This is a genomic window from Mesonia phycicola, assembly GCF_900141885.1.
Classification (GTDB): Bacteria; Bacteroidota; Bacteroidia; order Flavobacteriales; family Flavobacteriaceae; genus Mesonia; species Mesonia phycicola.
In genome coordinates this window covers 126,295-140,570 of record NZ_FQYY01000007.1, presented here as the reverse complement: position 1 = coordinate 140,570, position 14,276 = coordinate 126,295, and the positions used below count along the sequence as shown (strand labels likewise).

Annotated in this window: 8 protein-coding genes; 1 reads left to right on the top strand and 7 read right to left on the bottom strand. The window is 32.3% G+C overall.

The genetic code is table 11. The features are described 5' to 3' along the window. Window positions 1-50: 50 nt before the first annotated feature. The 7 genes from BUC03_RS11580 to BUC03_RS11550 form a co-directional block, all read right to left on the bottom strand. Window positions 51-827: a glycoside hydrolase family 16 protein gene (locus tag BUC03_RS11580; protein WP_073152110.1), complete on the bottom strand. Its 777-nt coding sequence runs from the start codon at window positions 825-827 to the stop codon at window positions 51-53. Further along, window positions 827-3,115, bottom strand: a complete 2,289-nt coding sequence (gene bglX, locus BUC03_RS11575) for a beta-glucosidase BglX (RefSeq protein ID WP_073152108.1) — start codon at window positions 3,113-3,115, stop codon at window positions 827-829. The genes BUC03_RS11580 and bglX overlap by 1 nt, the downstream gene beginning before the upstream one ends. Window positions 3,116-3,187: 72 nt before the next feature. Next, window positions 3,188-4,840 (bottom strand): glycoside hydrolase family 16 protein, encoded by a 1,653-nt coding sequence (locus tag BUC03_RS11570; protein ID WP_073152105.1) that lies wholly within the window; start codon window positions 4,838-4,840, stop codon window positions 3,188-3,190. A gap of 12 nt (window positions 4,841-4,852) precedes the next feature. After that, window positions 4,853-6,406: a carbohydrate binding domain-containing protein gene (locus tag BUC03_RS11565; RefSeq protein ID WP_143159189.1), complete on the bottom strand. Its 1,554-nt coding sequence runs from the start codon at window positions 6,404-6,406 to the stop codon at window positions 4,853-4,855. An 11-nt stretch (window positions 6,407-6,417) separates the two neighbouring features. Then, the gene (locus tag BUC03_RS11560) at window positions 6,418-7,911 is read right to left on the bottom strand and encodes a RagB/SusD family nutrient uptake outer membrane protein (RefSeq protein ID WP_073152099.1); all 1,494 of its coding nucleotides are present in this window, start codon (window positions 7,909-7,911) and stop codon (window positions 6,418-6,420) included. A gap of 10 nt (window positions 7,912-7,921) precedes the next feature. Next, entirely contained in the window at window positions 7,922-10,960 is a 3,039-nt protein-coding gene (locus BUC03_RS11555; RefSeq protein WP_073152096.1) for a SusC/RagA family TonB-linked outer membrane protein, read from the bottom strand. Between the two features lie 239 nt (window positions 10,961-11,199). After that, complete coding sequence (locus BUC03_RS11550) at window positions 11,200-13,986, bottom strand: triple tyrosine motif-containing protein (RefSeq protein ID WP_073152093.1); 2,787 nt, start codon at window positions 13,984-13,986, stop codon at window positions 11,200-11,202. Between the two features lie 62 nt (window positions 13,987-14,048). On the opposite strand from BUC03_RS11550, the gene BUC03_RS11545 reads away from it, so the two are divergent. Beyond that, complete coding sequence (locus BUC03_RS11545) at window positions 14,049-14,276, top strand: hypothetical protein (protein ID WP_073152090.1); 228 nt, start codon at window positions 14,049-14,051, stop codon at window positions 14,274-14,276.

Sequence of the window (14,276 nt, the reverse complement as noted above, 5' to 3'; positions counted from 1 at the left end):
AAAAATCCTCTTCTTTCGAAGAGGATTTTTTTTGCTTTAAAGCCAAAATTTTATTGATAAACTCTTATGTAATCTATATAAAATCTTTCAGGAAAAATAGATTCATCTACCTCTGGCCCTCCAAACTTACCTCCTACAGCCATATTCAATAAAAAATAAAAAGGTTGATTATATGGATAGGTTTTATCATTCTTTACTTTAGGAGAAAACGTATAGACTTTCTTATTATCTATATAAAATACAATGGCATCTTCATTCCAATCTATTTTATAAGTATGAAAATCGTTTATAATATTCTCTACCTTAGTAATTTTAGTATTAATACTATTACCAAAACTATCTGGTGTGTGTAAGGTTGTATGTAAAGTATCTGGTTGTTTACCCACAAACTCCATAATGTCTATTTCTCCTGCAGCAGGCCATCCAACTTCAGTAATATTACTTCCTAACATCCAAATTGCTGGCCATAAACCACGCCCACCAGGTACTTTTGCTCTTATTTCTGCAGTACCATACTTAAATTCAAACTTGTTTTTAGAGTTTATTTTACCACTGTAGTAAACATCGCCTACTTTATTTGCTGTAATAATAAGCATGCCGTCTTTTACTTCGACATAATCTTTATGATAGATTTGCCTTTCATTATTACCCCAACCACAAAGATTGGGGCAACCATCACCTAACTCATAATTCCAATTTTGCAAATTTATACTATCTCCTGCAAAACTTTCTTCCCATATTAGTTGTTTTTGTTCTTGTGCTTGAAGACTAACAAAGCAAAGTAAAATAACTAATGTAGAAATTTGGAAGTTTTTAATTTTTATCATTATTTAAATTCAATTTCTGTTTGATTTAAATTAACAGAATCTCCACCGATAAATAAGTGAAATTTACCTGCATCTGTAACCCATTGCTTATCTCTACCAAAATAGCTAAGTAATTCTTCATCTATTTTAAAACTAACCGTTTTAGACTCTCCAGGATTTAATTCTATTTTCTCAAAACCTTTTAACTCTTTAATAGGTCTTGTTATACTTGCAAAAAGATCTCTAATATACAATTGCACCACTTCTTCTCCTTTTACAGTACCAGTATTCTTAACTGTTACAGAAGCTGTAATTTCTTCCCCTTTTGTAAATGAACTTTGAGATAATTGAATATCACCATACTCAAAATCTGTATAACTTAAACCAAAACCAAACGGATATAAAGCATCTCTATCTAAATCTGTGTAATGAGAATAGGTAACCTCACCATTAGCACTTGGCCTACCAGTATTTTTCTGGTTGTAATAAAGAGGTTCTTGCCCAACACTTCTTGGGAAAGAAACTGGTAATTTTCCAGCTGGATTATATTTACCAAATAAAACCTCTGCAACTGCATTACCGTGCTGAGAACCTAACAGCCAAGTTTCTAAAATAGCAGAAACATGCTCACTACTCCAGCTTAAATCCATAGGTCTACCATTCATTAAAACCATCACCACATTTTTGTTAGCCATTTGAATTTCTTTAATCAATTCGTCTTGAACTCCTAAAAATCCTATTTCTGCTTGGCTTCTACCCTCTCCAGACTGGTAAGCATCTTCTCCTACTACTAATATTACTAAATCTGATGATTTTGCTAATTCTTTAGCTTCAGCAATACCACTTATATCTGTATGGTTTATAGTTAAAGGTTTTAAGAAGCTTCTCTCTCCTGTACTCAATTTTACTCCTTCTGCATATTTTACTTCTACAGACTCCGGAACATGATTTTTAATTCCCTCAAGTACAGAAACTGCAGAATTTGGCTCTGCTTGAGCTCTCCAGTTACCAAGTGGAGAATCCTTATCATCTGCTAACGGACCAATAACTGCTATAGATTTAACCGATTTTTTGATTGGCAAAATGTCACTTTCATTCTTTAAAAGAACAATAGATTTTTTAGCTGCTTCTAACGATAGGTTTTGATTTTGCTTAGAGTAAAGTTCTTTTTTCTCAAAACTTTCATCGCAATATTTATAAGGGTCATCAAATAAACCTAGTTGAAATTTAATACGAAGTATTCTTTTTACAGAATCATCTATTAATTCTTCAGAAACTTTACCTTCAGCTATTAAGTCTTCAATAGAAGTTTCATAAGCTCCACCTTCCATATCCATATCGCTACCACCTTTTAATGCTAAAAGAGCAGCATCTTTTTTGTTTTCTGCAATACCATGCGGAATCATTTCTGAAATAGAACCCCAATCTGAAACGATGAAACCATCCCAACCCCAATTGTCTTTCAAAATATCTCTTTGTAAATAACTACTTGAAGTAGCAGGAACCCCATCTATTTCATTAAAAGAATTCATAAAAGTAGCAACACCAGCTTCTGCTGCAGCTTTAAATGGAGGTAAAATGGTATTATGTAATTCGTGAATACCAATATTTACAGTATTGTAATCTCTACCTGCTTCAGCAAAACCATAACCAGCAAAATGCTTAGCGCAAGCAGCAATGGTTAAATTACTTGCTAAATCGTCTCCTTGAAAACCTTTAATTCTAGCTACTGCTATTTCAGCATTTAAAAACGGATCTTCTCCTGCACCTTCCATAATTCTACCCCAACGAGCATCTCTAGATACATCCATCATTGGTGCAAACGTCCAATGTATACCAGATGCTGCAGTCTCTCTAGCTGCTGCTGCTGCAGTTTTTTCGGCTAAAATCATATCCCAACTTGCAGTCTCTCCTAACGGAATAGGGAACATGGTTTTGTATCCGTGAATTACATCATAACCAAAAATTAAAGGAATTTTAAGTCTTGAATTTTCCATCACTAAACGTTGTGCTTCTCTAGTATGCTGTACAGAAACTACGTTTAGCATAGAACCTACAAGTCCTTTTTTTAGTTGTTCTAACTTTTTTTCGTTAGTAGTACCAGTTGCTGGGCCAGTTACATCCCAACTACCATTGTATTGCACCATCTGCCCTACTTTTTCTTCTAAGGTCATTAATGCTAATACAGAATCTACTTTTTGTTCTATATTTTTTTCTGTAGCACTAGTTGAAGATTGTTGACTCTTAACTTTACAAGCATTAAAAGTAAGCACAACACCAGTTGCTAATAATATTATTGTTTTTTTCATTTTAACGTGGAATATAAAAGGCAGGCTTTAATACCTGCCTTTCGTGCTATTTATAAATATGAAAACAATGGTTTATTGATATACTCTTATATAATCAATCTCCATAGTATCTTGAGTAAAGTTTGAATCTATTGTACCGCCAAGAGTACCACCCATAGCAATATTTAAGATTAAAAAGAATTCATGGTCTACAAATGGTGTACCTGCCATATCTGTAAATTCATGAAATACTACATTATCTACTGCAAACACAATGTGATCTTGTGTCCACTCCATAGTATAGTTATGAAATTCTGTAGCTACATCTTCAACAGTTGTACCTTCAGAAATTGCATTTCCTGCAGAATTACCTTCGAAATGTAAAGTACCTAGCACTTCCCCTAAATTGTTACCAACATGCTCCATAATATCTATCTCTCCACATTTAGGCCATCCGTCTGTAGAAATATTTTCACCAAGCATCCAAATAGCTGGCCAAGTACCACCTGTAGAAGGAAGTTTAGCTCTTACTTCTATTCTACCGTACTGAAAAGTATATTTATCTTGTGTAGTAATTCTTGCTGAAGAATAATTGTAACCACTTATACTTTCTGCAATAGCATTAATTTTTAAAGTACCGTTACTTACTTCCGTATTTTGATCTGTGTAATATTGAAGTTCATTATTACCCCAACCATTAGTACCATTACCTGTTTCAAAATTCCAAATATTAGTATCTAAACTACTACCATCAAACTCTTGAGACCAAGCTGCTTCTGTAGCAGAGTCTCCAGGGAATTCTGTTACTAAATCTGTAGATGTAGATCCCGCTCCGCCTTCTGGATCTGTAGTGAATTTTAAATACCAAGCTAATGTATTATCTGACCCCATAATAGCTCTTACATGCATATAATCTTCTGTAATTTCTAAAATTTCGTAAGTACTAGCACCTATATAATAACTCATAAAGCCATTATCTGCAATAATCATTTGCGTTCCTGTAGTTTCGTCTTCTGGTACAATTGAACCTGCAGAAGACAACCCAACTGTTTTACTACCAGACGTATCAAATGTTAAACATTGATCTTCACTACCACTACCTCCTGCTACACTTAAATAAGAGGCATTAAAGAAAGTTGCTCCCATGTTGTCTTGAACCACAGTAATAGAATTCCCTTCCTCTGTAAAAGTGATCTCATCATCATAAAAACAACCTTCACTTTCTTTTTCAAATGGTGCTGCTTCATAATAATCTGGAGTAGAAGTAGTAGAAGGTCCCACACCTAAATGACCTGATAAAGCGTAGGCTACATACCAAGTTTTAGAAGTACCTCCTGTAAGGAAGTTTTGAGTTTCTGCATCTTCAAAAGCGCTAAAAACAGTTACCGCTATACTTGTACTTGTACTAGCACCACCTGTACCATTGGCTACAACAGTTACAATATACTCATGAGTTCCTGTGGTTTTAAAACCGTACTCTACTTCTCCAGAATTTACTAATTCTGAAGTACCATCTCCATAAAAATATTGATAAGAGATTGCATTATCTGCACTTGCTACAAAACTTACCAACCCACTACCATCTCCATCAGGAAATTCTGCTGAAGTATTAAGTACTGTAGCTTCTAGAGTTAAATTTGTTGGCGCTACCACATCACCAAACTCTTGATCGTCTTCTTGACAGCTATATAAAATCATCCCTAAAGACAACATTACAAAGCTTATTATATATCTAGTCTTTTTCATTATTTAATTATTTTATAGTTGAATATCATCAAAGTAATAACTGTTACCCATTCCTGTTGCTCCAAAATTCATAAACACAGTTACAACATCTATTACTTCTGTAGTACTAATGCCTGTAAAATCAAAAGTTAATTCTTCCCACTGGTTAGTAACTGTAGTAGTAGCTTGAATTTCCATAGAATACGTATTATTTTCATCACTAGTTTCTAATTTTAATAATACCGGGGTATTAGCTACAGAAGACCATACTTTCATGCTTACTGTCTGTGAAGAAGAAAGATCTATTGCATTAGCCAATATAATATTAGACCCTGCCCAAGTTTCTGCTCCACTTGATTTTACCAACTCTGTAACATTTGCAGAAGTGTTAATACCACTCTGATCTGGATTACTAACAACGGTAGAAGTAGCTCCTCCAAAATTCATCCAAGCATATGCGCTAGAAGTACCTTCAAAAGTAAGTGGCAACTCTACTATTGTTGGGTTATCTAATCTAATATTATCAAAATAATAGGTTTCTCCTGTTCCTGAAGTATTCATATTGAAAAACAATATTATTGACTCATAAGAGATAGAAGTATCTACTGCAGATAAATCAAAAACTAAGGTTTCCCATTCATTAGACGTTGTTGTATTTACTTCTATTTCTGCTGAATTATTAGAATCTGCACTATCTTCTACTTTTAATAATATTGGTGTTCCTGCTGTTGGAGAATACACATCTACTGCAATTAATGTACTTGTATTAAAATCTATTGCTTCATTTAAAGTAGTAATAGTACCTGCCCAAGTTTCTGAACCTGAAACTTTGGTATAAGATGCTACAGTTTGACTGCTATTTACCGCGTTAGTTGCAGGATTAGCTACTAAAGGCGCACCATTACCTTCACCCCCTCCAAAATTATAAAATGTATAATCTACTGTAGAAGACTCAAAAGTAATTGGTAATAACAACGGATCTACAATAGTAACTTGCTCTGTATAAGTTGTACTTTCTACACCTCCACTTAACGCAATTACAGTAATATCATAAGTACCTACGTTTGTATAAGTGTGAGAAACAGTTTCACCTATCATCATTAAAGTTGCTGTTTCTCCAGTTACGTCTCCAAAATACACCTCAAAAGAAGCTGCGTAATCTGCCTCTGCAGATACGCTTACTGTAAATGGATCACTAGCATCTTTAGTAATTGTTACTTCTAAATTTTCTGGTGCTCTAAAAGAAACTTCTAATGCTTGCGTTACAGAAGTAGTTTCTCCAGACAGACTCATTGCTGTTAAAATTACGTTATATGAACCTTCTGCGTAGGTATGCATAATATTTTCTCCTGTTGCAATCGATTCTGAAACTTCACTACCATCACCATAATCTATTACAAAACTATTTGCATTTTCTGCACTTGGATAAATGGTTACTTCTCCAGAATTATCTTGTTCTATTTGAAAATCTATAGAAAGATTCTCTGGTGCTCCTGTGTCTACTGTTTCTAATCCTTCGTCTTCTGAGCATCCAATAAATGCTACAAAAAGTAGACTAAATAAAATATATTGAAATTTATTTTTCATTGTATTAGTTTTTAATATCCTGGGTTTTGCTCCCAATTACCATTAGCAAATTGCATTTCCTCTAAAGGAATAGGGAAAACTTCATGCTTACCCGTTGTAAAGCCATCTATAAAATCTGCGGCTCTACCTGTTCTAACCAAATCAAAGAAACGGTGACCTTCTCCCATCATTTCAGATCTTCTATCTGCATAAATATCTTCTAGTAAAGCATTACCGCTTGAAGAAACATCGGTTAACCCTGCTCTGTTTCTTACTTGATTTAAATAACCTAAGGCTTGAGTTTCGTCTAAACCTCCTCTTACTAAAGCTTCTGCAGCCATTAATAATACATCTGCATATCGTATTGCTCTATAATTATTTGGCTGAGTTAGGTTTGCATCACCAACATTATCATTTTGGCGTGGTAAATACTTTCTATTATAGTAACCTGTATGACCCGTTACCGCATCTTGATTTCCTATATTATAAGTAGCGCTACTATTTGCTGCAACCCAAGCTTCAATATCTAACACAGTATACTCTTGTCTAAGATCTCCGCTTTCAAATGAATTGAATGCTTCTTCTGTTGGTAAATTAAAACCGTAACCAGAAGCAAAAACAGGACCGTTGTAACCTCTAATTCCGCTAAAACCAACCATTACATTACCTTCACTACACTGTAAACAATCAAAACCAGCCCCTTCTGATCCTGTATACTGAATTTCAAACACTGCTTCTGCACTATTTTGACCAATAGAGTCGAATAAATTTTCATAAGCTTCCCCTTGTTCTGTTCCGTATAAATGATATTTCCCAGAGTTGATTACCTCTGTTAATTGAGTAGCAGATTCTGAAAATCTTTCATTATATAAATATACTTTACCTAATAATGCTTGAGCAGATGATTTTGATATTCTACCTACTTCTGGTGAGTTTTCTGACAAATCATCTATTGCTAATAATAAATCATCTTCTATAAATGCATAAACTTCTTCTGTAGAAGATCTAGGGTATGTGGCAACATCTCCTAAAACAAATTGACCTTCTGGCTTAATAGGAATTGCCCCAAACCACTTTACTAATTCAAAATTAAAGTAAGCTCTTAAAAATCTTGCTTCTGCAATAATTTGTGCTTGGCCATCAAATTCTATCTTATTTTCATTCTCAATAATAAAAGACGCTCTTTGTACACCAGCAAAATTCCAATCCCAAATATCATCTAGGTTATCGTTAATTGCTGTATGTTGCATACGATCTACTTGTTGCCAACCTATAACGTCATTTGCACTCTCTCCTCCTGCATGTGTATTATCTGATGCTATTTCACCTAAAATAACATTTACATAGGTAGATTGTAAAATATCGTAAGCTCCAATTAACGCATTGCTATAATCATCTTGCGATTCAAAGTATGAGTCTGAGTTAATACCGAAAGGTGGTGTTACTTCTACAAAATCATCTGAACAACTTATAACACTCGCAGATGCTAATAATAGAATTGCTATATGTTTATATATTTTTTTCATAGTTTATTTTTTAAAATTGAAGATTTACACCTAATGAATAAGTTCTAGGTAATGGATAGAAACCATAATCTATTCCCTGACCAATTGGCTCTCCCGTAGACGCTGTAGGATCGTAACCTGTATATTTTGTAAATGTGTATACGTTATCTACTTTAGCGTAAACTCTAAGTTTACTTATGTAAGCTTTTTCTGTAACTTCACTAGGTACTGTGTACCCTAATGTTAATGCTTGAATTCTTAAAAAAGATCCGTCTTCTACAAAAAAGTCTGAAAAAACACTATTTGTATTAGAAGCAATAGTTGCTCTTGGCACATAATTACTTGTTCCCTCGCCTGTCCAACGATCTAACTTATAGCTTAATTTGTTTACGTTAGGTTGATTTCTCTCGTAATTTCTTACTATTTCTTGACCTAAACTAGCATATGAATATGCTGAAAAATCGAAGTTTTTATAATTAATTTGAAAATTTAATCCCATAGTTACATCTGGAATTGGATCTCCTAGATTTGTTCTATCATTTTCATCTATAACCCCGTCTTCATTTAAATCTTTATAACGAATATCTCCAGGAGAAGCTTCTGCACCTAATGCTAATTGTGAAGGGTGCGCATCTACCTCATCTTGGTTTTGAAATAAACCATCTGTTTGGTAACCGTAGAAATAACCCATTGGCATACCAACTTCCATTCTTGATGGTGCTGGTTGGCTAACTCCAAAAGTTCCTCCTTCTACATAACCTGTCCCGTTATCTACACGTGTAACTTCATTTTTTAAAAAGCTAACATTATAACCTGCTGAGATAGAAAAATCATCAGAAATATTTTCTTTAAAATTTAAAGCAAACTCCCAACCTTTGTTCACAACCTCTCCTGCATTAATAGTAGGACTTCCTGCTCCTGGAGCTCCTGTACCATAAATACCTGAAACTGGTATATTAGAGATTAACAAATTATCTCTTGTATTGTGAAAATAATCTGCAACGAAAGAAAACTTATTATCAAAGAAATCTACATCTACCCCTATATCTAATTTTTTAGCCTCTTCCCATTGTAAATCTGGATTAGCTAAAGCACCTAATGCATTACCATTTACTAAAGATTGATCTGCACCTAAAACATAAGTTGCTTCTCCATCTAGTAATGATAAATAACCAAAATCTTCAATTTGATCATTACCTAATATACCGTAACTACCTCTTAATTTAATTAAATCAAAAAAGTTTGAATTAAAATAATTTTCTTCTGAAATTACATAACCAGCTGTTACAGAAGGAAAGTAAGCTACACGATTATTTGTACCAAATTTAGTAGAAGAATCTCTTCTTAACATTGCTGAAACTAAATACTTACCTTGGTAAGAATATTGTAGTCTACCAAAGTATGAAAGTCTTCTTAGTAAATATGAATAAGAACTATTTGTTTGATCTTCTCCTGTTCCGTAAGCTGAGCTTAAATCTGCAAACTCCCAACTATTAGCATTTACATCATTTCTACTTCCGTAAAGACCTTCTCCTTTAGTTTGATAAACCGTTGTACCTAATAAGAAGGTTACGTCGTGATCATCACCAAAAGTATTTTCATACGTATTAAACAAGTCAAATGTGTAATCGTAATCATTTATTTTACCTAGAGTTACAGAACTATTTGGTGTTGTATAAATTTTACCTGCACCATAATTATATTCTGGGGTAAAATCTCTATCTCTGGTGTTGGTATTATTAAAACCGAAACGCCCTTGAAGGTTAAGGTTTTTTGCATAATCTATACTAGCTTGTACTGTACCACTTAAACGATCTACAATACTACTATTATATGTATTGCTAATTTGGGTTAATGGGTTTACTACTTCATTACCTAAATCTATTGTACCGTCTAAATTATCTTGACTAGGATCTATAATTGGAGCTATGTTGTTAGCGTTAAACAATACAGAACCTAAACCAAAAGAATTAATATCTCTAACATCTGTACTACTATAAAATAATTTACTAGAAAGATTTATCTTATCTGTTAAATCAATATCTAATGATAAATTAGCTGTACTACGCTCAAAGTTAGATTTTTCTGGAGCAACAATCCCTTCTTGATAAAAGTTAGATGCACTTAAGCTGTAGCTTATTTTTTCTTCCCCTCCTCTAATTGCAAAATTATGACTTCTAATCATTGCATTTTCAAAAACTTCATCTTGCCAATCTGTATCTGCACCAAGATTATTTACGTTGGTAAATGGAATTTCTTGTCCTGCGTTAGCGTAAGATTCATTTAAATATAATGCATACTCTTTTGCATTCATTAAAGATAGTTTTCTTGAAGTTTCTTGAATACCTGTATAACCCTCATAACTAACTTGTATTTTTTGATTTTTTCTACCTTTTTTAGTGGTAATCAAAATAACACCATTAGCACCAATTGTACCATAGATTGCTGCTTGCGCATCTTTTAATACGGTAATGCTTTCAATATCTGCTGGGTTAACTGAGTTTAAGCCTCCATCAAACTGAAATCCATCTAATATAATTAAAGGTTTACTCTCACCATTAGTAGAGACCCCTCTAATTCTAATATTAGCGTTAGATCCTGGTGCACCACCATTCATCGCTACATTTACACCAGAGGTAGTTCCTTGTAATGCTTGGGCTGCATTTACAGGTTCTAGATTATCTATCGTTTCATCTCCAACGGTAGAAACTGCACCAGTAACTTCTTTTTTAACCTGAGCACCATAACCTACTAACACAATTTCATCTAAAGCCTGTGAGTCTGGCTTCAATACAATATTAATTGTTTCTTGATTATTAAATAAAATCTCTTGTGACTCAAAACCTACATAAGAAAAGACAATAATATCCCCTTTTGCTATATTTTCTAATCTGTAGTTTCCGTCAAAATCGGTCACTACACCTTTACTTGAATCTTTTACCAAGACATTTACTCCTGGCATAGGCATATCTGTTTCTGACTCTACTACAATTCCCGATACCGAAAACGTTTGAGCAAATGAAGTAACAGATGCGAAAAACATTAAAATTAATAATAGTTTTTTATTCATTTGTTGATGATTTAATTTGAAAGCAAATTATTAATAAATTGTTAAGTCAAGTAAAAATCAACCTCAACAAAAAACATACATTATTATAAAACAGCGTTAAATTTTAGGAATATTCATTTATAACCCCTTAAAAATTAGTAATTCACAATTATTAACATTCTTTTAATTTTTCACCTGAAAACCAATAGATTACACAAATGTTGTGGTAATGTTGTAGTAATTTGAGTTACTGTTGAGGTTTAAAAAGACAGAATATATTCGGTTAAACCTTGCTCGTGATCTAATTCCATCTTTTTACGCAAACGATATCGCTTAATCTCTACGCTTCTTAATGAGATATTAAGCATTGGAGCTATTTCTTTAGAAGTTAAATTCAATCTTAAATATGCGCAGAGTTTTAAATCGTTAGCTGTTAAGTTAGGGTGTTTTTCTTTTACTGATTTTAAAAAGTCTTTATCTGCATTATCAAATGCTTCTTTAAATAATTTCCAATTATCTTTCTCTGCAATATTTTTATTGATGATAGAAATAACCTCTTCAATATCTTTTGCTGTTTTAGAGTTATCTAATTTATTTTTCAAATCTGATAAGAACTCATTCTTCTTTATAATATTCATTGTAGAAGCAGCTAATTCTCTATTTTTAGCCTCTACTTCTGTCACCAATTGTTTATTTTTTAAAGTGAAAATTTCTTGTTGTGCAGATAGTTGCTGCATCTTAAGTTTTTCTTTGTTCTCTTCTATTATTTTTTCTTGCTCTCTAGAATAGTAACGGTTATACAAAACGTGAGTACTCCATAAAATGGATAGAAAAATTAAAATATATACAGCAATTGCTAGTGTGGATAAATACCAAGGTTTTAAAATTGAAAATGTATAAACTTGAGTTTCTAAATTTTCATCGTTAAGTTTTGCTTTTACTGAAAAGGCGTAATCACCATAAGGTAAATTTTTAAAGCTTGCTTCACTATTGTCTGACCAAGAAGACCATTCTTCATTATAACCCTTTAACTTATAGCTATATTTTACCACATTTAATAAATTAAAGTTTGGGATAGCGTATGAAAAATTTATATAGTTCTTTTGAAAGGGTAATTCTATTGAATTAGAGTTAACAGAAATAGATTGAAATTCATTTGTTTTAGTTGCTATCTTAACAGAATTTATTTTTAAATCTGGTAAAGCTGGTTGATTAAATGGTAAAGTGAATATTACAAAACCAAAGTTAGAGCCTATTAAGTACTTATTTTCTCCTAAATAAGAGATATTTTCGAAACCGGTGGTTATACCTCGCAAACTAGATGGTATAGGAATTTTTGTAAGTGTTAAATCTCCTTGAAATGCATCTTTAGAAACTTGATAAACATATTCGTGCCCAAAACCAAACCAAGAATTAGTCTCTATTACTTTAGACATACCAGTAATTCTCTTGGTATCTTTAAACAGTTTATTGAAATTATCTGCTTGAAAAAAAGCATCTTCAGTAGAATTATATTTAAATACACTATCTTTAGTAGAAACATATAACTCATTATTGAAGTTATAAATGGTTGTACCGGTTCCTCCTGGAGAGTTAAACTCATAACTTTTTTCCACTACAACATTAGCTTCTTCGTTGTTTATTTTTAGCTTAAAAATCCCTTTATGATCATGACCTACCCAAATCTCTTTATTGTTTCTAATAATGATATTTCTAGAAGATAAAGAGTAATTGCTTAAATTTTTAAATGCAGTAATTTTATTATTTTCTAGTAAACCTAGTGACAATCCGTTATAATGACCTTGCAAAATACGGTCTCCATAAGGTACAATATCCCAAGTACCTGAGCCTTCATAAATATGCTCTGCAGAAAAATTTTCAATTAAAAAAGTTCCTTTATTGTGACCTACCAATAAATTGTTTTTAACTATTTGAATAGTCCAAACTTGTCCGCTAGTTTTTGGGATTAATTTAAAAGGACCTTTCTCTTCATAATTCTTAGCATACAAGCCTTGATTAGTACCTAAGTATAAAATTCCGTTATGTTTTAAACTACAATAAACAGTTCCTATTTCTCCGTATATATCAGAAAAAATTTGAACCTTGTTATTTAAATTAATTACACTCAAACCATTATCTAAACCTGACCATAAATTGCCTTGAGAATCACAATAGACAGATAATATGGTATTATTTAAAATACTTGGTTGCTTAAAATGAGTTAAATGCTGATCTTCAAAATTATAAAGCTTTAATCCGTTACCTATGGTACCTAATGCTAGAATTTTATCATTAATTAAATTGGCGGTAAAGACACTTTCATCAGAAGCAAAATTTAAATCAGGAAAACTTACAGCAAACAAACGCTTATTACTTAATTTAAATATTTTACTATTTCTAGTAACCACATAATCTTCATTTAAATACTTAAATAAACCAACAATAATCTGATTGTTTATTTCTGAATTTTCTACTACCAAACGACGTTCACCATTATCTATCACATACAAACCTTCTTCAGCTACTTGATAATATAATTTATTATCAGACTTAAAAAGATTATAAATTGCATAGTTAGCAGCCATTACCACTACTTTATTGGTTTTTAGATTATAACTATACAACCTTCTTAAACTTTGAAAGACCACATAATTATCTACAGTTTCTATGTGCCAAAACTGTTCTCCATCTAAAAAAGGAACTTCTACTAAGTCTTTTAAACTAGTGTAAAATAGATCTCCAGTATTATCTTTTTGCCAATAACCAAAATCCATGTAAGAACCAGAAAAAACTTTTCCCTTAGTATACTTTACAGATCTCAGGTAAGACGCAGAAGGCAGTTTATGTAATTTCCATTGCTCACCATTAAAACTTAACAATCCAAAATTGTTAGCAACATATATTTGCTGGCTCTCATCTTGGGTTATCATCCAGTTTTGATTTCCTGCAGAATATTCTTTTGAAGAGATATTTAATATTGGTGGAAGTTCTTGAGAATAACTAACATGAAAAAAAAGAAAAATAATATATACGTAAAGTAACTTCATATGGTTAAAACTAGAGTGTAAAAGTATTAATTTTACCGCTAATTAAATGGAAGACTATTACAATGAAGCATTATATAATACTATTATATGTATTTCTGTTAACAATTACCACTGTTGCTTGTAGAGAAAAAACAGAAGTGAATACAGAAAAAATTAGCACTGAAATAAAAACTGCTGCTAAAAAAACTAAAGAAATAATTAAAAAAGAAGTAAAAGAAACTAACCAAGCTATACAACTAGGCGAAGATAAAATAGAAAGGGCTGTTCAAAAAAAGCCAGGCACAAATTAA

What these genes read in the sequence shown, in the direction of transcription:
- BUC03_RS11555 (WP_073152096.1), bottom strand. Translation starts at nt 10,960, where the DNA reads ATGAATAAAAAACTATTATTAATTTTAATGTTTTTCGCATCTGTTACT.
- BUC03_RS11580 (WP_073152110.1), bottom strand. Translation starts at nt 827, where the DNA reads ATGATAAAAATTAAAAACTTCCAAATTTCTACATTAGTTATTTTACTT.
- BUC03_RS11570 (WP_073152105.1), bottom strand. Translation starts at nt 4,840, where the DNA reads ATGAAAAAGACTAGATATATAATAAGCTTTGTAATGTTGTCTTTAGGG.
- BUC03_RS11550 (WP_073152093.1), bottom strand. Translation starts at nt 13,986, where the DNA reads ATGAAGTTACTTTACGTATATATTATTTTTCTTTTTTTTCATGTTAGT.
- BUC03_RS11545 (WP_073152090.1), top strand. Translation starts at nt 14,049, where the DNA reads ATGAAGCATTATATAATACTATTATATGTATTTCTGTTAACAATTACC.
- bglX (WP_073152108.1), bottom strand. Translation starts at nt 3,115, where the DNA reads ATGAAAAAAACAATAATATTATTAGCAACTGGTGTTGTGCTTACTTTT.
- BUC03_RS11565 (WP_143159189.1), bottom strand. Translation starts at nt 6,406, where the DNA reads ATGAAAAATAAATTTCAATATATTTTATTTAGTCTACTTTTTGTAGCA.
- BUC03_RS11560 (WP_073152099.1), bottom strand. Translation starts at nt 7,911, where the DNA reads ATGAAAAAAATATATAAACATATAGCAATTCTATTATTAGCATCTGCG.